13 protein-coding genes are annotated in these 17,204 nt (G+C 64.1%); 6 read left to right on the top strand and 7 right to left on the bottom strand.

The window, feature by feature from the left end; all coding sequences use genetic code 11:
- Positions 1 to 36: 36 nt before the first annotated feature.
- The gene (locus tag H7995_RS27295) at positions 37 to 966 is read right to left on the bottom strand and encodes an NAD-dependent epimerase/dehydratase family protein (protein WP_159998169.1); all 930 of its coding nucleotides are present in this window, start codon (positions 964 to 966) and stop codon (positions 37 to 39) included.
- Complete coding sequence (locus H7995_RS27300) at positions 959 to 1,843, bottom strand: sugar nucleotide-binding protein (protein ID WP_166591470.1); 885 nt, start codon at positions 1,841 to 1,843, stop codon at positions 959 to 961. The genes H7995_RS27295 and H7995_RS27300 overlap by 8 nt, the downstream gene beginning before the upstream one ends.
- 211 nt (positions 1,844 to 2,054) lie before the next feature.
- Between H7995_RS27300 and H7995_RS27305 the strand changes: the two genes are divergently transcribed.
- On the top strand, positions 2,055 to 6,401 hold the full coding sequence (locus H7995_RS27305) for a DEAD/DEAH box helicase (protein ID WP_185819235.1): 4,347 nt from the start codon (positions 2,055 to 2,057) through the stop codon (positions 6,399 to 6,401).
- Here H7995_RS27305 and H7995_RS27310 read toward each other — a convergent pair.
- Positions 6,398 to 8,542: a mechanosensitive ion channel family protein gene (locus tag H7995_RS27310; protein ID WP_185819236.1), complete on the bottom strand. Its 2,145-nt coding sequence runs from the start codon at positions 8,540 to 8,542 to the stop codon at positions 6,398 to 6,400. The two genes, H7995_RS27305 and H7995_RS27310, sit on opposite strands and share 4 nt — an antisense overlap.
- Positions 8,543 to 8,745: 203 nt before the next feature.
- Between H7995_RS27310 and H7995_RS27315 the strand changes: the two genes are divergently transcribed.
- Genes H7995_RS27315 through H7995_RS27325 form a run of 3 tightly spaced genes read left to right on the top strand, consistent with a single transcriptional unit; the run spans position 8,746 to position 11,823 of the window.
- Entirely contained in the window at positions 8,746 to 9,546 is an 801-nt protein-coding gene (locus H7995_RS27315) for an endonuclease/exonuclease/phosphatase family protein (protein ID WP_166591473.1), read from the top strand.
- The gene (clsB, locus tag H7995_RS27320) at positions 9,543 to 10,850 is read left to right on the top strand and encodes a cardiolipin synthase ClsB (protein WP_185819237.1); all 1,308 of its coding nucleotides are present in this window, start codon (positions 9,543 to 9,545) and stop codon (positions 10,848 to 10,850) included. Before H7995_RS27315 ends, clsB begins: the two co-directional genes overlap by 4 nt.
- The gene (locus H7995_RS27325) at positions 10,837 to 11,823 is read left to right on the top strand and encodes a lysylphosphatidylglycerol synthase domain-containing protein (RefSeq protein WP_185819238.1); all 987 of its coding nucleotides are present in this window, start codon (positions 10,837 to 10,839) and stop codon (positions 11,821 to 11,823) included. The genes clsB and H7995_RS27325 overlap by 14 nt, the downstream gene beginning before the upstream one ends.
- Before the next feature lie 115 nt (positions 11,824 to 11,938).
- Here H7995_RS27325 and H7995_RS27330 read toward each other — a convergent pair whose 3' ends face one another.
- The 3 genes from H7995_RS27330 to H7995_RS27340 all read right to left on the bottom strand — a co-directional run bounded on the left by H7995_RS27330 (position 11,939) and on the right by H7995_RS27340 (position 14,977).
- Positions 11,939 to 12,697 (bottom strand): alpha/beta hydrolase family protein, encoded by a 759-nt coding sequence (locus H7995_RS27330; RefSeq protein ID WP_166591476.1) that lies wholly within the window; start codon positions 12,695 to 12,697, stop codon positions 11,939 to 11,941.
- Entirely contained in the window at positions 12,687 to 13,796 is a 1,110-nt protein-coding gene (locus H7995_RS27335; RefSeq protein WP_185819239.1) for a DUF3182 family protein, read from the bottom strand. The genes H7995_RS27330 and H7995_RS27335 overlap by 11 nt, the downstream gene beginning before the upstream one ends.
- Before the next feature lie 185 nt (positions 13,797 to 13,981).
- The gene (locus H7995_RS27340) at positions 13,982 to 14,977 is read right to left on the bottom strand and encodes a GlxA family transcriptional regulator (protein ID WP_182342554.1); all 996 of its coding nucleotides are present in this window, start codon (positions 14,975 to 14,977) and stop codon (positions 13,982 to 13,984) included.
- A 96-nt stretch (positions 14,978 to 15,073) separates the two neighbouring features.
- Here H7995_RS27340 and H7995_RS27345 point away from each other — a divergent pair, with 96 nt between their 5' ends.
- The gene (locus H7995_RS27345; RefSeq protein ID WP_166591479.1) at positions 15,074 to 15,634 is read left to right on the top strand and encodes a cysteine hydrolase family protein; all 561 of its coding nucleotides are present in this window, start codon (positions 15,074 to 15,076) and stop codon (positions 15,632 to 15,634) included.
- A 30-nt stretch (positions 15,635 to 15,664) separates the two neighbouring features.
- Complete coding sequence (locus H7995_RS27350; protein WP_185819240.1) at positions 15,665 to 16,489, top strand: alpha/beta fold hydrolase; 825 nt, start codon at positions 15,665 to 15,667, stop codon at positions 16,487 to 16,489.
- Between the two features lie 81 nt (positions 16,490 to 16,570).
- Here H7995_RS27350 and H7995_RS27355 read toward each other — a convergent pair whose 3' ends face one another.
- The gene (locus H7995_RS27355; protein ID WP_185819241.1) at positions 16,571 to 17,038 is read right to left on the bottom strand and encodes a YidH family protein; all 468 of its coding nucleotides are present in this window, start codon (positions 17,036 to 17,038) and stop codon (positions 16,571 to 16,573) included.
- Between the last annotated feature and the right edge of the window lie 166 nt (positions 17,039 to 17,204).

A 17,204-nucleotide genomic window follows, 5' to 3' on the forward strand; every position in this document is an offset into this window, starting at 1 on the left:
GCCTCGACAGGCGCCTTTTTTACGCTCGCAAAATGCCTAGCGACCCAGCAGGCGGGCCAGCCCGACGTTCATCGGCGTTTGCTCGGGGAAGGTGAAGCGCTGCAGCAGGCGCTGGTTGTTCGCCCGCGAGTGGCGGATATCGCCCGAACGGGCCGGGCCGTAGGTGATCGGCGGCAAGTCGCCCACCACTTCGCGCAATGCCTGCAGCATCTGCTTGAGGGTGGTGGCCTGGTTCCAGCCGACGTTGACCGCACCGACTTCCAGCGTGGGCGCTTCGATAGCCTGCACCAGCAGGTCTACCAGGTCTTCGACATAGACAAAATCCCGGGTCTGCTCGCCATCGCCGAAGACGGTGATCGGCAGCCCCTTGACCGCGCGCTCGCTGAAAATGCTGATCACCCCGGAGTACGGCGACGACGGATCCTGGCGCGGGCCGAAGATGTTGAAGAAGCGAAACACCGCAGGCTCCAGGCCATGCTGGCGGCGATAGAAATCGAGGTAGTACTCGCCTGCCAGCTTGTCCGAGGCGTAGGGCGTGAGCGGCGCCTTGGCGGTGTCTTCGTCGATCGACTGGCCTTCGCCATTGTTGCCATAGATCGCCGCGCTCGAAGCGAACAGCACGCGCTTGACCCCGGCCTGGCGCATGGCTTCACAGACGTTGAGGGTGCCAATGAAGTTGCTCTGGTGCGTACGCACCGGGTCGTCCACCGAGGCCTGCACGGACGCCACGGCGGCCAGGTGCGCCACTGCGCAACAACCGACCATCACCTTGGCCACCAGGGCCGCATCGGCGACGTCGCCTTCGATCAACTCGATTCGTGGATCGTCCAGTTGCAGGTTGCTGCGCTTGCCGGTGGACAGGTCATCGAGCACCCGCACCGAATAGCCCTTGGCAAGCAAGGCGTCGGCGAGGTGCGAGCCAATGAAACCGGCACCGCCGGTGATTAATACAGGGCCTTCAGCCATGACGATAAAACCTATCCAGTAAGCCCGGGAGCGCGGCACGCCAGGCGCGAGGCTTGATCCCGAAGGTGTGCAGAATTTTCTTGCAGGCCAGGACCGCGTGCTGCGGTTCTTCGGCGGCATCCGGACGCGCGGCATGGGCCTGCGCGGTCGGTGCTTCGATGGCCAGCGGATGCAGGGTGCGGGCCTCGGCGAGGATGGCCTGGCCCAGCGCCAGCGGCGTGGTCGCCTCGTGTCCGGCGTAGTGATAGGTGCCCCACAGCGGTGCCGCGCAATCGAGTTGCTTGAGTACCGAAATGATCACCCGTGCGGCGTCGTCCACCGGGGTTGGGTTGCCCCGTCGGTCGTCGGCCATCAGCAGTTCTTCAGGCTGTTCGGCACGGGCCAGGAAACGCCCCAGCGCGCCGTCGACACTGTCATCGAGCAACCAGCCAAAACGCAGCATCACGTGTTGCGGGCAGGTCGCGCGCACGCTCTGCTCGATGCGCCACAACGCCTGGCCACGCAGGCCCAGTGGCACCGGCTCGTCCTTTTCGCTGTAGGCGGTGGCCCGCGAGCCGTCGAACACCCGATAGCTGGAAGGCTGGAGCAGGACGATGTTGTGGTGCTGGCACAATTGCGCCAGGCGCTCGACCGCGCGCTCCTGGCCAGCCAGACGCGCCTCGGGCACCTGTTCGGCCTGGAACCAGTCGAAGTAGTAGGCGAGATTGATCAGCGCGTCCGGGCGAGTGTCGTCGAGCAGTTGGGTCAGGCTCGCGGCATCCCAGCCGTCTTGCGGTGGACGGGGGGCGAGGAAACCGATGTCTTCCTCCGCACCGAGGCGAATCAGCGCCTGCCCAAGGGCATTTCCGCCACCCAGTAACATAAGGCGCATTCGCATAGAGTCAGCAGGCCCAGTCTGTTTGAAACGATGAGTGTAGCGACAGCGCCCACAGGCGTTGCCGTTGAGAGTTGCCGGAATCGTTACATTTTGCGGGTTTAATGCGCAACCGTCACTTATAAACTGCCAACCGCGGTCTTTGCCACCGCGGCCAAGGGCAACGCAGCGCGCGCACTTGCAACTTGGCCCGGGCGGTCGCATAACTGAGCCCATGAATCTCCCCGAGTCCGCCGACAGCGTCCTCGACGGCTTTCACCCCGCCGTCAGCGCCTGGTTCCGCAGCACCTTCCCGACGGTCACGGCCGCCCAGGCGCGTGCGTGGCCCTTGATCCGCCAGCGCCGCTCGACCCTGATTGCCGCGCCCACCGGCTCCGGCAAGACCCTCACCGCGTTTCTGGCAGTCATCGATGACCTAGTCCGGCAAGGCCTGGCCCTGGGCGGCGAATTGCCTGACGAAACCCAGGTGGTCTACGTCTCGCCGCTCAAGGCGCTGTCCAACGACATCCAGCTCAACCTGCAGACTCCGCTGGCCGGTATCACTGCGCAGCTGCAACAGCAGGGACTGCCGCACCTGCAGATCAGCACCGCCGTGCGCACGGGCGACACCCCGCAAAAAGAGCGCACGGCCATGCGCAAAAGCGCGCCGCACATTCTGGTGACCACCCCGGAATCGCTCTACGTGCTGCTCGGCTCCGACTCGGGCCGGCGGATGCTCGCCAGCACCCGTACGGTGATCGTCGATGAAATCCACGCCATGGCCGCCAGCAAGCGCGGCAGCCATCTGGCCCTGAGCCTGGAGCGCTTGCAGGCGTTGTGCAGCGAGCCGCTGCTGCGCATCGGCCTGTCTGCCACGCAAAAGCCCATCGACGCGGTGTCGCGGTTCCTGGTGGGCACGGGACGCGCCTGTGACATCGTCGACATCGGCCACGCCCGCCCCCGGGACCTGGACATCGAAGTGCCGCCGGTGCCGTTGTCGGCGGTGATGGCCAACGATGTCTGGGAGCTGGTCTACGAGCGCATCGCCAGCCTCGCCCGCGAGCACCGCACCACCCTGGTCTTCGTCAACACCCGGCGCCTGGCCGAACGCTTGAGCCGCCACCTCAGCGAACGCCTGGGCAAGCACGCGGTGGCCGCGCACCACGGCAGCCTGGCCAAGGAATTTCGCCTGGACGCCGAGCAACGGCTCAAGCGTGGCGAACTGCAAGTGCTGATCGCCACCGCATCGCTGGAACTGGGGATCGACATCGGCGACGTCGAACTGGTCTGCCAGATCGCCTCGCCCCGTTCGATTGCCGGGTTCCTGCAACGGGTCGGCCGATCCGGGCACCAGGTCGGCGGCACGCCCAAGGGACGCCTGTTCGCCACCACCCGCGATGACCTGATCGAATGCGCCGCCCTGCTCGACTGCGTGCGCCGGGGCGAGCTCGACACCTTGCTGATCCCCGTCGCACCGCTGGACGTACTCGCCCAGCAGATCATCGCCGAAGTCAGTTGCCAGGAATGGCAGGAGCAGGCGCTGTTCGACACCCTGCGCCGCGCCTCACCCTACGCGGGGCTGGACCAGGCGCACTACCAGGCCTTGCTGAAGATGCTCGCCGAAGGCTACAACGGCCGCCAGGGCATCCGCAGTGCGTACCTGCACCGAGACGCCGTCAGCGGCTCCTTGCGCGGCCGACGCGGGGCCCGGCTGACCGCCGTGACCAGTGGCGGGACGATTCCCGACAACGCCGACTACAGCGTGCTGCTGGAGCCCCAGGGGCTGAACATCGGCAGCGTCAATGAAGATTTCGCGGTGGAGAGTATCGCCGGCGATGTCTTTCAACTGGGCAACAGCTCTTACCGGATCCTGCGGGTTGAAACCGGCAAGGTGCGGGTCGAGGACGCCCAGGGCCAGCCGCCCACTATCCCGTTCTGGCTGGGCGAAGCGCCGGGGCGCAGCGCCGAGCTGTCCTATGCCGTGGCGCGCCTGCACGCCCAGCTCGATCAACTGCTGGGCGCCACGCCCGGCGACCTGCAACCGAGCCTGGCCTGGTTGACCGAGACCCTCGGCCTGAACCTGGCCTGCGCCGAACAACTGGTGGACTACCTGGCGCCGGCGCGCCTGACCCTCGGCGCCCTGCCGTCCCAGGACACGCTGCTGATGGAGCGTTTTTTCGACGAGTCCGGCGGCACCCAACTGATCATCCACTCGCCCTTCGGCAGCCGCATCAACCGCGCGTGGGGCCTGGCCTTGCGCAAGCGCTTCTGCCGCACCTTCAACTTCGAATTGCAGGCCGCCGCCAGCGAGGACGCCATCGTGCTGTCGCTGTCCACCAGCCACAGTTTTGAACTGCAGGACGTCTGGCGTTACCTGCACAGCAACAGCGCCGAGCACATCCTCATCCAGGCGGTGCTCGACGCCCCGCTGTTCGGCGTGCGCTGGCGCTGGAATGCCGGCGTGGCCCTGGCACTGCCGCGCTACAGCGGTGGCCGCAAGGTGGCGCCGCAGATCCAGCGAATGAAAAGCGAGGACCTGATCGCCAGTGTGTTTCCCGACCAGATCGCCTGCCTGGAAAACCTCGCCGGCGAACGGGAAATCCCCGATCACCCGCTGGTTGAGCAAACCCTCGACGACTGCCTGCACGAAGCCATGGACTGCAACGGCTGGCTGGCCTTGCTGCGGCGCATGGAGCAGGGCGGACTGCGGCTGATCAGCCGCGACCTGCCCGCCCCTTCGCCCCTGGCGGCGGAAATCCTCAACGCACGGCCCTACACCTTCCTCGACGATGCGCCTTTGGAAGAGCGTCGCACGCAAGCGGTGCTCAACCGCCGCTGGAGCGATCCGCAGTCGACCGATGACCTCGGCGCTCTGGACCCGCAGGCCATCGAGTCGGTGCGCGAAGAAGCCTGGCCACACCCCGGCAGCGTCGATGAAATGCATGAGGCGCTGATGAGCCTGGGGGCCATCACCGACCGCGAGGCGCTAGAGGACGGGTTATGGTTGCCCTGGCTGCGGGAGCTCGCCGAGCAAGGTCGCGCCAGCCGCCTGGCCATCGATGCCGAGCATGGCCTGTGGCTGGCCCTGGAGCGCCTGAGTTGCCTGCAAGGAATTTATCCACAGGCGCTGCTGCAACCGCCGCTGCACCCGTTACCAGGCTTTGACGAGCAGTGGACACCTGATGAGGCGCGGGTGGAGCTGCTTCGCGCCCGCCTCAGTGCCTTCGGCCCATTGCCCCTGGATGAAATTGCCGGCCCCCTGGGGCTGGCGCCGCGACGGGTCGAGCAAGCGCTGGCCCAACTGGAGCGCGACGGTTATGTATTGCGCGGGCACTTCAGCCCGGGAGTGACGCAGGAGCAATGGTGCGAGCGGCATTTGCTGGCGCGGATCCACCGCTACACGGTCAAGCGCCTGCGCCGGGAAATCGAGCCGGTGGCCCTGCAAGACTTCATGCGGTTTCTGTTTGACTGGCAGCACGTGTCCCCGGCAACCCAGGGCCAAGGCAGCGCCATGTTGCCGGTGATTGTCGCGCAGTTCGAAGGCTACCCGGCGGCAGCTTCGGCCTGGGACAGCGACCTGTTGCCGGCGCGGCTCAAAGGCTACTCGGCCACCTGGCTCGATGAGCTGTGCCGCAGCGGCAAGCTGGTCTGGACACGCCTGAGCGCGCGCCACAAGGCGACCAGCGTGGCCCTGCGCAGCACGCCGATCCTGTTGTTGCCCAGGGCGCAAGTGCCACTCTGGAGCAGCTTGACCCCGCAGGCACAGGTCGAGGATCTGTCGCCCAAGACCCAGAAAGTCCATCAGGCCCTGAGCCAGCATGGCGCACTGTTTTTTGATGAGTTGTTGCACGAAGCGCACCTGCTGCGCAGTGAACTGGAGATCGCCTTGCAGGAGCTGGTCGGCGCCGGCCTGGTGAATGCCGACAGCTTCGCCGGCCTGCGCGCGCTAATCACCCCGGCGAGCAAACGCCTGGCCCGCAGCAGCCGACGCGGGCGCGGGCCGCTGGTCGGCGGGATGGACGATGCTGGACGCTGGGCCCTGCTGCGCCGCACGGCCGCCCCCGTCAGCGATGCCCCGCGCGGCACACCCGCAGACACCCTTGAGCATATCGCCATGACCTTGCTGCGCCGCTACGGTGTGGTGTTCTGGCGCTTGCTGGAGCGCGAAGCGGACTGGCTGCCCAGTTGGCGGGAATTACTGCGCACCTTTCATCGCCTGGAGGCACGCGGGGAGATCCGCGGCGGACGTTTTGTCAGTGGCCTGGCTGGCGAACAGTTCGCCCTGCCCGAAGCCATCCCCCTCTTGCGCGAAGTCCGTCGCCGGCCCCATGACGGCAGCCTGGTCAGCGTCTGTGGGGTTGATCCGCTGAACCTGGCCGGCACCTTGCTGCCGGGGCAGAAAGTCCCGGCCCTGGCCAGCAATCGACTGGTGTACCGCGACGGCGTGCCAGCGGCAGCGGAGATCGCCGGCGTGCAGCATTACTGGCTGCACCTGGACCTGCCACAGCACAGCGCGCTGCAGCAGAAGCTGACCCAGTACCGGCTCACCCCAGTGGCCGACCATGGGCTGTCGGGCTCTTAGGCGCTGTGGCTCGGATTGGGCATCAGCAGCGCTGAGTTGTCCCTGGTGCCGATGGCCTCCTCATGCTTGTCTTCGGGCCGGTCCAGGTGCCGCTCATGCAGCAGCACCTGCTGTGGGTAAGTCTGCGCGAAATGCACCCAGGGGCAGTTATCCACAAGCTTTTTCAAGCGCAGGTTGAATGCCCGGTTCACCGCATACTGGCCGCCGGAAACGGTGCGGAACTGCGCCGTCAGGACGACCCCGTTGAGGTCCATCTTGTCGACCCCGAACACTTCCAGCGGACCTTGCAGGTTGTACTTGAGGAACGGGTCTTCGCTGATCGAACGGCCCGCGTCGTGGATCAGCGCGATGGCCTGGTCGACATCGGTGTCGTAGGTGAACTGCACCGAGAAAAACGCAAAGGCGAATTGCCGCGACTGATTGGTGACCGCCTTGATCTGGCCGAACGGCACCGAATGCACAAAGCCCTTGCCGTCGCGCAGGCGCAGGGTACGAATGGTCAGGCCCTCCACCGTGCCGGCGTGCCCCGAGTCGAGCACCACCCAGTCACCGATCGACAGGGTGTCTTCGATGATGATGAATAACCCGGTGATCACATCCTGCACCAGTTGCTGCGAACCAAAACCGATTGCCAGCCCCACGACCCCGGCACCGGCCAGGAACGGTGCGACGTTGATCCCCAGGTTGGCCATGGTGGTGATTGCGCAGATCACCACCAGGATGATTTTCATCGCGTTGCGCAGCAGCGGCAGGATGGTTTTGATCCGGGTACTGGGCTGGCGCGCATTGCGCTTGTTGACCGGCGGCTTCAAGGCCTCCTGAATGGCCGTGTCGAGTACCACCCACACCAGCCAGGTCACCAGGAAGATCAGGCCGATGCGGCTCAACGAGTCGCTGATCGCCCGGCCAATGGCATTGCTGACCGCGAACTCGAACAACGATACGCCCCAGATCCGTCCCAGGATGTCGATGAAGGCGATGGCCATGACAATCCGCAGCAAGGCGTGGGACAGGCTCAGGAAACGTTCCTTGTAGGCACCGCTGCGCTGCACCGCCAGCGCACTGCGGGACTTGAAGAGGTGCTGGAGCATGGTGCTGACAAACACCGTGGCAATCAGCAGCAGGGTGGTGAACAAGGCACAGCGCAGGACTTTCTGATTGTCGTCGCCGATGCCGATCAGGTTGATCAGCGATACCAGCACCATCAACAGGATCGGCCAGTACCAGACCCCGGAGAAGATCCGCAGGGTCTCGCGCAAGGCCGGTTGTTTCTGGCGCTGGGCCAGCGGCAGGATGCGGATCAACTGGCCCACCGGCCGGCGCAGGCGAATCACCAGCAGGCCGAAGATGATCGACGCCGACATGCCGGTGAACACCGCGATACTGCTGGTCAGGTTGTCTCCCAGGCGATTGGCGATCTGCGGGCTGGTCAAGGCGTCGCTCAGGGCCACCAGAAAGCCCATGGCGAACAACGGCCGCGGGCTGCTTTTGAGCAGGATGCGCACGGCCGGGCGCTTGTGCCCGGCGTTGAACAGCACCACCAGCGACAGCAACAGCGAAGCGACAAAGATCCCGGCGCTGGTGGCATAGGCCAGGCTCAAGGCCAGCGCCCGACCTGCCGAGGTAGGCAAAAAATGACTGAGGTACAGGGTCAGGGGCAGGCTGACCAAGGCGGGCAGCGTGTAGGGCAGCAGGTAACCGAGCAGCGCCTGGCCGCGCTCACGGGTGAGCAACAGGCGATTGCGGGCCAGACGCCGGGCCAGCAGGCCACCGAGCAACCAGAGCAGCGCAAACACCCCGCCCCACACCACGCTCAGCAGGAGGAAATCGCCGACCACGCTCCAGCTCGAACGCGGCGAAGGCTGATTGACCAGTTGGTCCACCTCGTCCACCGCGCGGTCCGCGCGCAGGCGCCAGGCTTGCACCAGGTGCTCGTTGAGATCGAGCTTTTCCTGGACGTCGTCGATGCTCGAACTGATGGCGCCCAGCAGGCCACCCTGCACCAACGGTTCGGTCTTGGCCGCAGCGGCTGGCTCTTTGCCGGTAATCGCCGCAATGGCCGGTAGTGCATTCGCCTGCAAGGCTGGACTGGCGCAACACAGCAGTAGCGCGAGCCCTATCGCGGTTTTGATTCGAGGCAAAACGCGGTGCTCCTTTTTGACAGGGGGATGTGTGCAGAAGATCGCAGCCTTGAGCGGTCGCTACAAGCGTAGATCGGTGAAACCTCATGAAGGTTTCACCACCTGGGCGCTCGACCGCCCGTAACGCCGTCGAAACTTTCCGCCCCGGCCCACAGTCATCCACAAACAGGGGGCAGCCCGACGACCATCAGGCGGGATCACACATGGCGGCGTTTGACACCAGCGACGAGCAGGCCGATGCAACGAATACAAGCCAGACCTCGGTACGCCGTTTTACCGTGCTCACGGTCAATACCCACAAGGGCTTCGCCGCCTTGAACCGGCGTTTCATCCTGCCCGAACTGCGTGAAGCGGTGCGCGGTGTCGGCGCCGACGTGGTGTTCCTGCAGGAAGTGCACGGCACCCATGAGCATCATCCCCGGCGCTACAGCAACTGGCCGAGCATGCCCCAGTACGAATTCCTCGCCGACAGCCTCTGGCCGCAGTTCGCCTATGGGCGCAACGCCGTGTACCCGGCAGGCGACCACGGCAATGCCCTGCTGTCGAAATTCCAGATCATCCGTCACGACAACCTCGACGTCTCCATCAGCGGTCATGAGAGCCGTGGCGTGCTGCATTGCGTGTTACGCCTGCCCGGTGAAGGCCAGCTGGTGCATGCCATGTGTGTGCACCTGGGGTTGCACCAGGCCCATCGCGACGAACAGCTGCAACTGCTGACCAAGCGTCTGCAAGCGTTGCCGGCCGACGCCCGGGTGATCGTCGCCGGCGACTTCAATGACTGGCGCCAGCGCGCCGACGCCTTGCTCCAGCCGCTGGGCCTGCGCGAGGTGTTCCGCGAGCACCATGGCCAATCGGCGCGCAGTTTCCCGGCCCGCCTGCCGCTCCTGCGCCTGGACCGCATCTACGTGCGCAACCTCAAGGCCCATCGCCCGCAGGTGCTGGCGGCGCGCCCCTGGTCGCACCTTTCCGATCACGTTCCGCTGTCGGTGGAGATTGAGCTATGAACAGCACCCCGCTGGAAAAAAACCTGCTCGAGCCCCAGGCCACCGCCACCGAATCGGCGGCGGTCGGACGCGCCCTCGTCGACCTGGACTATGGCTGGCACGGCAACAACTGCGTGGTGTTACTGGAAAATGGCGAGGCCTACTTTCCCAAGGTGTTCGAGGCCCTGCGCCAGGCCAAGAGCGAGATTCTGCTGGAGACCTTCATCCTGTTCGAGGACAAGGTCGGCAACGAGCTGCAGCAGATCCTGATCGAGGCGGCGCGGCGTGGGGTGCGCGTCACCGTCAGCCTCGATGGCTTTGGTTGCGGTGAACTGGCCAGCGAATTCCTCCTGGCGATGTGTGATGCCGGCGTGCACCTGCAGATGTTCGACCCGGCCCCCCGGCGCCTGGGTATCCGCACCAACTGGTTCCGCCGCCTGCATCGCAAGATCGTGGTGGTGGACGGCAGCATCGCGTTTATCGGCGGCATCAACTTCAGCGCCGATCACCTGGCCGACTTCGGCCCAGAGGCCAAGCAGGATTATGCGGTGCAGGTCGAAGGGCCGGCGGTGGTCGACATCCATCACTTTGCCCTGGTGCAAAGTGGCCGCCCTGACAAGGCGCGGTCTGGCTGGCTGCGGCGCAAGCACCGGCGCAGCGAGCTGGCGTTCAGCGATCACGATGGCCAGGTGCGCCTGGTCTATCGCGACAACCGCGATCACCCCCGGGACATCGAAGACGTGTACCTGCAGGTGCTGCGCAGCGCCCAACGCCGGGTGATCATCGCCAACGCCTACTTTTTCCCCGGCTACCGCTTGCTGCGCGAAATTCGCAACGCCGCCCGCCGGGGGGTCGAGGTGCGGCTGATCCTGCAGGGGCAACCGGACATGCTGGTGGCCAAGCTGGCGGCCCGCCTGACCTATGACTACCTGCAGCAATCCGGGGTGAAGATCTATGAGTACTGCGACCGCCCGCTGCACGGCAAAGTCGCCTTGGTGGATGAGGACTGGAGCACCGTCGGCTCGAGCAACCTGGACCCCTTGAGCCTGTCGTTGAACCTTGAAGCCAATGTGCTGATTCGTGACCGGGCCTTCAACCGCGAGCTGGGTGAGCGCCTCGATGAACTGAGTGAGCATCACTGCAAGGTCATGCCGGCCAACCAGCAATCCCGGGGACGGCTGTGGCGCATGACCATTGGCTTTCTGGTGTTCCACTGCCTGCGGCACTTCCCCGCCTGGGCCGGTTGGCTGCCGGCGCACAAACCGCGCCTGCAGCCTTTCACGCCTACGGGCCAGGTGCCGGATGACGCCCATGAATCGCGCTGAAAGCCAAGACGCCCCCGCGGCCGCCGAGCACGCGCCGTCCCGTTGGCAGCGCCTGAAAAAGCCCCTCACGGCGCTGTTTTTCCTGCTGCTGATTGTGTTGTTCACCCTGCTCGCCCGCCGCATCGACTGGAGCGAAGTGTTCGACACACTGCAGGATTTCAAGGTCCGGACCCTGATCATCGCCTCGACGATTACGGTGCTGAGCTTTCTCACCTATGCCTGCTTCGACCTGATCGGCCGCACCTACATCGGGCAAAACCTGACCTGGCGGCAAATCCTGCCGGTGGGGGTGATCAGCTACGCGTTCAACCTCAATCTGAGCGCATGGGTCGGCGGCATCGCCATGCGGTATCGCCTGTACTCGCGGCTGGGGGTCAGCAAGGGCAACATCGCCAAGATCCTGGGCCTGAGCCTGGCCACCAATTGGTTTGGCTACATGCTTGTGGCCGGGGCGATCTTCAGCAGCGGCCTGGTGCACATGCCGCCGGGCTGGAAACTCAGCAGCACGGCCTTGCAGGGCGTGGGCCTGCTGTTGCTGCTGGTGAGCGCCGGCTACCTGGCGGCGTGCCGCTTTTCCAGCCGTCGTGAATGGTCGATTCGTGGGGTTGAGATCAACCTGCCATCACTGCGCATGGCGGTGCTGCAACTGGCCCTGGGGGCCTTGAACTGGTCGCTGATGGCGGCGGTGATTTTCACCCTGCTGCCGAGCACACTGGACTACCCGCTGGTGCTGGGGGTGCTGTTGATCAGTGCCATCGCCGGGGTGATTACCCATATCCCCGCGGGGCTCGGGGTGCTGGAGGCGGTGTTTGTCGCCCTGCTGCAGCACCAGGCTTCTCGCGGCAGCCTGGTCGCCGGGCTGCTGGCTTATCGGGCGATCTACTTCCTGTTGCCACTGTTGATCACGGTGGCCATGTACCTGGTGGTGGAAGCCAAGGCCAAGGCGTTGCGGATCGAGAAAAAACCCTCCTGAACGCCCAGTTTCACTGTAGGAGCGAGCTTGCTCGCGATGGGGCCGGCACAGCCAACATCGCTGGTGCCTGCCCCACCACTATCGCGTTCAGGCTCGCTCCCACCAAGAAAGCCTGTCAGGTGGACTGGATGAGGCTCAACCGTTCACCCACCACCATTTCGGTAATCCAGCCCACCAGGATCGAGGTGTAGGCCTGTTGGGCCACGGGCTCGCTGAGGGCGTGATCGGCGCCATCGATGATGCGGTGGGTCAGGGAGTGGGTCTGCTGGCACGCTGCCCGGTAACTCATGATGGTGGCATGGGGGACGTAATCATCGGTTTGCGACTCCACCAGCAACACATCGCCGGTGAATTGCGAGCAGGCGTACAGGGCTCGGTTGCTGTCGGCGTGCACCAGGGTGCTGCGGTAGTCCAGCAGGTCCTGCTTGTCGAGGTCGCGCTTGGGGGTGTGCCAGCGTTCATCGCGGTACAGCGCCGGCACCCGCAGCGCCAGCCAGCGCACGGGGCGCAGCGTGGTGAGGATCGCCGCCAGGTAGCCGCCGTAACTGGTTCCCACCACCGCCACCGCTGACGTATCGATGGCCGGGTGGGCGAGCAGGCGGTCGTAGGCGGCCAGGAGGTCCTTGAGGTTATCTTCGCGGGTCACTCGGCTCAGCGGGATTCCCGTGCCGCCCGTGTGCCCACGCAAGTCGAAGGTCAGGCACACGCAGCCCAGGCCGGCAATGCCCTTGGCCCGCTCCAGGTCGCGCTCCTGGCTGCCGCCCCACCCGTGCACGAACAACACACCCGGGACTTTGGATTTGGGGCTCAGAAAGGTCCCGCTCATGCGTTCGTCGTCGATCTCGATTTCAATGGTTTCGCTTCTAGCCGTCATAAGGTTTGACCGTCACGTACTTGAGGAGAAAATCACTGTTTTCCGCCGGGCCGCGGTAGACCTCGATGGCCCCGGCCGGCAAGGGCTGGTCGTGGTAGGTTTCCACCGACGACACGCGAATCGCCGGCAAACCCGGGTGGTTGACGAAACACTGCAACGCCGCCACTTCCGCACTGCTGGCCCCGCCCATGCGCCACGACTGCTCAAGCACACCGCTGCAACGCTGGCCCCGGGCATCGAGGCCCTGGGCGATGTCGTAGTTGCGCCGCGAGGCATAAAACCCCGGGTAGGCCTCGTCCGCCGCAACGTCGAACACCTGCGCCTGCTCAATGGCCAGGCGCACGTCGTCGGCCAATGGCAACGTGAGCAGGTCGTCGTAGTAGCCCTGGACCACCAGCAGGTCCGAGCCGCCGTAGACTTTTTCGCCCAGACCATCTTCAGTCAGGTATTGCTCGCCGCAGTAACTGAGTACGGTGTCGCCGATGAAGCTCTGGCCGACGCTGTGGGTGATGACCTCCTTGAGGTCCTGCTCCAGCACCACACCACCGCTGAACAACTCGCCAGCGTCGGCCCGACCGAGGATCTGCCGGAAGGCGGCGAGGTGGCTGATCACTTCCTGACCGCGTCCGGCACAGGCGTGTATGGGTTTCAGGCGCAGCGGGCCACGTTCAAGCAGTTGCTCGGCCGCGGGCTGGGCATCGTCAAGGGAGAACACACTGATGCCCTCCAGCACCACCTGGCGGACCCGCTCCGCAAACAAGGGGGCCCAGCCTTCGGGGGCCTTGGCCTGCATGTTCAATAGACCATGGGTAATGGCTTTGGTGCAGATGAACGGGTGGTCGACGTAGCCGCCCCACAGATCATCCGGCCCTTTGACCCCCAACTGACGGGCAGCCGCAGCACCGATCAGGGTTTGCGTGGGTAACAGGTACAGGTCGCGCCCGGCATGGGTGTCGGGGTCGTAACTGCCGCCATATTGCCAGCCGAGAATCTGCGCCAGCCACTGCGCCAGCGCCTGGTTGGTCTCGACCTCATGCCGTGGCGCCTGGGGCCGTACGGAATGGGCCACCACCCGTCTGTTGCGATTAGTCGGGGTCATGTGTCCCCCTGCCATCTGCGCGTGATGAATGTAGCTCAGGGCGGTGCAGGGATCAGGCCAACCCCGGGTATCGGCGGATGCGCGGTGAATTCGCTTGCCGTGGGGAGCACGGCTGGCAACTGGCCTGTCTTATTCTGCACGACCGCCGCCAACGCTCCGGCATTTTGCACGATCCATCCAGGGTGCTAGCGCGCCAGCACCGCCGCCGGCGACACCCCGAATTTGCTGCGGTAATCGCTGGGCGCCAGCCCGGTGATTTTCCTGAAGGTCGCACGAAACGCGCTGGGGTCGGTGTAGCCGACGGTCCAGGCGATATGGTCGATGGTGCCGTTGGTGAACTCGAGCATTTCCCGAGCCTTGCCCACCCGCAGGTGCTGGCAGTACTCGGTGGGTTTCAAGCCGGTGGCCGCGCGGAAGCGACGCAGGAACGTGCGCTCCTCCAGCCCCGCCTGCTGGGCCATCACGCTCAACGAAACTTCCACCGCGCCGTTGGCTTGCAACCAGTGCTGGACCTTGAGGATCGCGGCGTCGCCATGGCTGAGGATTGGCGCGAAGTTGCTGCCGCACTGGCTGGCGCTGTCACTGTGTTCAACCACCAGGAACCGCGCCGTGCCGGTGGCAATGCTGGGCCCGAGCAAACGATCCACCAGGCGCAGGCCCAGTTCGGACCAGGCCATCAAGCCGGCGGTGGTGATCAGGTCGCCATCATCGACGATGGGGGTGTCGGCGTTGAGCTTGACCCGGGGATAACGCTCGGCGAACTGCTTGGCCGAGGTCCAGTGAGTGGTCGCGCTACGGCCATCGAGCAGACCGCTTTCGGCCAAAAGAATCGAGCCCACGCACACCCCGCCCAAGGTTGCGCCGTCCGCGTGTTGCTGGCGCAGCCAACGGATGAGGGGGGCTGACGCCTGCCCTTCGCAAAAGCCACCGATCGACGGCGGGATCAGCAGCGCCATCAAGGTCCCATCAGGACCTGGATGGCTGTCGTAGACGCGCTGCGGGGTGTGTCCGGCCTCGGCCTGCCAGTGGCTGACCCGCAACAACGGCAACTGCGCGCTCTGGTGCTCGGCGGCAATGCGATTGGCGACGCCGAACAGATCGGTCAAACCGTGGACCGCCGCCAGCTGTGCACCGGGATAGATCAGCACGCCCAACTCGGCGACTGCGCGTTCTATGCCCATTGTCAGTTTTCCCCCTTCTATTGTCGGTGCGGCCAATCCTCGAAGCGTCCCTGCGCCGCAATACTGGCGCCCACACCCACTTCCGAGGAAACACCCATGGCCAAGCAAGCACTCATCGTAGTCGATATCCAGAATGACTACTTCCCCCAGGGTAAATGGCCGCTGGTCGGCGCCGATGCGGCTGCCGACAACGCGGTAAAACTGCTCCAGGCGTTCCGTGAGGCCGGCCACCCGGTGGTGCACATACGCCACGAGTTCACCTCCAGCGATGCCCCGTTCTTCACCCCAGGCTCCGATGGCGCCAAGTTGCACCCCAAGGTGCTGAATCGCAGCGACGAGCCGGTGGTGCTCAAGCATTTCGTCAACTCGTTCCGTGAAACCGAACTACAGTCAATCCTCGACCAGCAAGGCATCGAGAGTCTGGTGGTGGTCGGCAGCATGAGCCACATGTGCATCGACGGCATCACCCGTGCTGCGGCGGATCTTGGCTACAACGTCACGGTGATCCACGACGCCTGCGCGTCCCGCGACCTGGAATTCAACGGCCAGGTGGTACCCGCCGCCCAAGTACACGCTGCCTTCATGTCGGCCCTGGGTTTTGCCTACGCCAGCGTGGTGTCCACCGCCGAGTTCCTGGCGGCACAGCCCTCAGCCTGATTCCCTGAGCACTCATTGGAGACGATCGACATGGCTACTCTCACGACTCGCGAAGGCAACACCCTGTACTACAAGGACTGGGGCAGTGGGCAACCGGTAGTTTTCAGCCATGGCTGGCCGCTCTCCAGTGACAGCTGGGAATCACAGATGCTGCACTTTGCCGAGAATGGTTTTCGCGCCATCGCTCACGATCGACGGGGGCACGGACGCTCCAGCCAGCCGTGGGACGGCAATGACATGGATCACTACGCCGACGACCTCGCCGAACTGATCGAACATCTGGACCTGAACAACGTGATTCTCTTCGGTTTCTCCACCGGCGGTGGCGAAGTCGCCCGGTATATCGGCCGGCACGGCACCCAACGCTTGGCCAAGGCCGGGCTGATTTCTGCGGTGCCACCACTGATGCTGAAAACCGAGACCAACCCCAAGGGCCTGCCAATCGAAGTCTTCGACGGCCTCCGTGCCGGCTCCATCGCCGACCGTTCGCAACTCTACAAGGACGTGGCCGGCGGCCCGTTCTTCGGCTTCAACCGCCCCGGCGCCACACCGTCCCAGGGGCTGATCGACGCTTTCTGGATGCAAGGCATGATGGGTGGCCATAAAAACACCCTCGACAGCATCAAGGCCTTCTCGGAAACCGACTTTCGCCAGGATTTGAAGAAATTCGACATCCCCACCCTGATCATCCATGGCGACGATGACCAGATCGTGCCGATCCAGGCGGCGGGGCTTGAGAGCAAACGCTTGATCGAACACGCTGAACTGATCGTCTACCCAGGGGCACCCCATGGGCTGACAGATACTCATAAAGCGCAGGTGAACGCGGATATGTTGCGATTTGCGCGGGGGTAGAGGGCGAGCTTTAAGCGAGAAGTAAACGCAACAAGCCACGCTTTGGATGCACAAGCGTGGCTTGTTTGATGTGGTATTTGATTAAGTTGGCGATGGATCTACAGATATATGAAACCTGTCATCACTCAAGTGGCGAATTTGAATCTCACTGCTGATATCAGCGCCATCCGCCCCTATAACAAGATAGTGGGCTAGCAAGTAAGTCTCGCGACTCATGGGTCTCCTTGAAAGCAGTTTGCGAGACCATGCAACACAAACAGAACCGACGATGATTATGAGGCCGGGGTTCAGTTGGACGTACTGGAAAAAGCTCAGGCCTACCCATCTGTCGTAGTAGATGACAGATGGACCAAAAATCTTTATCGCGATGCCTACAGCAACGATGATAAAGCCGATCCCCATCAGCAGCCTGCCATTATAGAACGCGTCGCCATCAGGCCCTTCGAGGTAAGCGGCATACTGATCGCCGAAGCCGGCGACATGACAGTCCTCGGCAGACGACTTCAACTCTATTCGGTCTTTTGTTTTTTCTTCAGTGTCTGCTTGCATGATTCACTTCCATTGAAAAAGCGAATACTAAGCAGCGGGAGCAGCAAAAGAATGCCGGATAAATAGATTCAGAAATCTCCCACGCAAAAAAGAAACTATTCTGCGCAACCTACTAAAACTGGAAGTCTGTCTTCGTTTGAAACCATAAAAAAAGCCCCTGGACAGG

Origin of the sequence: Pseudomonas kielensis, assembly GCF_014236655.1 — a bacterium.
GTDB classification, from domain to species: domain Bacteria; phylum Pseudomonadota; class Gammaproteobacteria; order Pseudomonadales; family Pseudomonadaceae; genus Aquipseudomonas; species Aquipseudomonas kielensis.

Excerpts from the sequence above, each read along its gene's own strand:
- H7995_RS27345 (WP_166591479.1), top strand. The coding sequence starts at position 15,074 with ATGGCCAAGCAAGCACTCATCGTAGTCGATATCCAGAATGACTACTTC.
- H7995_RS27315 (WP_166591473.1), top strand. The coding sequence starts at position 8,746 with ATGGCGGCGTTTGACACCAGCGACGAGCAGGCCGATGCAACGAATACA.
- H7995_RS27295 (WP_159998169.1), bottom strand. The coding sequence starts at position 966 with ATGGCTGAAGGCCCTGTATTAATCACCGGCGGTGCCGGTTTCATTGGC.
- H7995_RS27300 (WP_166591470.1), bottom strand. The coding sequence starts at position 1,843 with ATGCGAATGCGCCTTATGTTACTGGGTGGCGGAAATGCCCTTGGGCAG.
- H7995_RS27325 (WP_185819238.1), top strand. The coding sequence starts at position 10,837 with ATGAATCGCGCTGAAAGCCAAGACGCCCCCGCGGCCGCCGAGCACGCG.
- H7995_RS27335 (WP_185819239.1), bottom strand. The coding sequence starts at position 13,796 with ATGACCCCGACTAATCGCAACAGACGGGTGGTGGCCCATTCCGTACGG.
- H7995_RS27355 (WP_185819241.1), bottom strand. The coding sequence starts at position 17,038 with ATGCAAGCAGACACTGAAGAAAAAACAAAAGACCGAATAGAGTTGAAG.
- H7995_RS27340 (WP_182342554.1), bottom strand. The coding sequence starts at position 14,977 with ATGGGCATAGAACGCGCAGTCGCCGAGTTGGGCGTGCTGATCTATCCC.
- H7995_RS27305 (WP_185819235.1), top strand. The coding sequence starts at position 2,055 with ATGAATCTCCCCGAGTCCGCCGACAGCGTCCTCGACGGCTTTCACCCC.
- clsB (WP_185819237.1), top strand. The coding sequence starts at position 9,543 with ATGAACAGCACCCCGCTGGAAAAAAACCTGCTCGAGCCCCAGGCCACC.
- H7995_RS27330 (WP_166591476.1), bottom strand. The coding sequence starts at position 12,697 with ATGACGGCTAGAAGCGAAACCATTGAAATCGAGATCGACGACGAACGC.
- H7995_RS27350 (WP_185819240.1), top strand. The coding sequence starts at position 15,665 with ATGGCTACTCTCACGACTCGCGAAGGCAACACCCTGTACTACAAGGAC.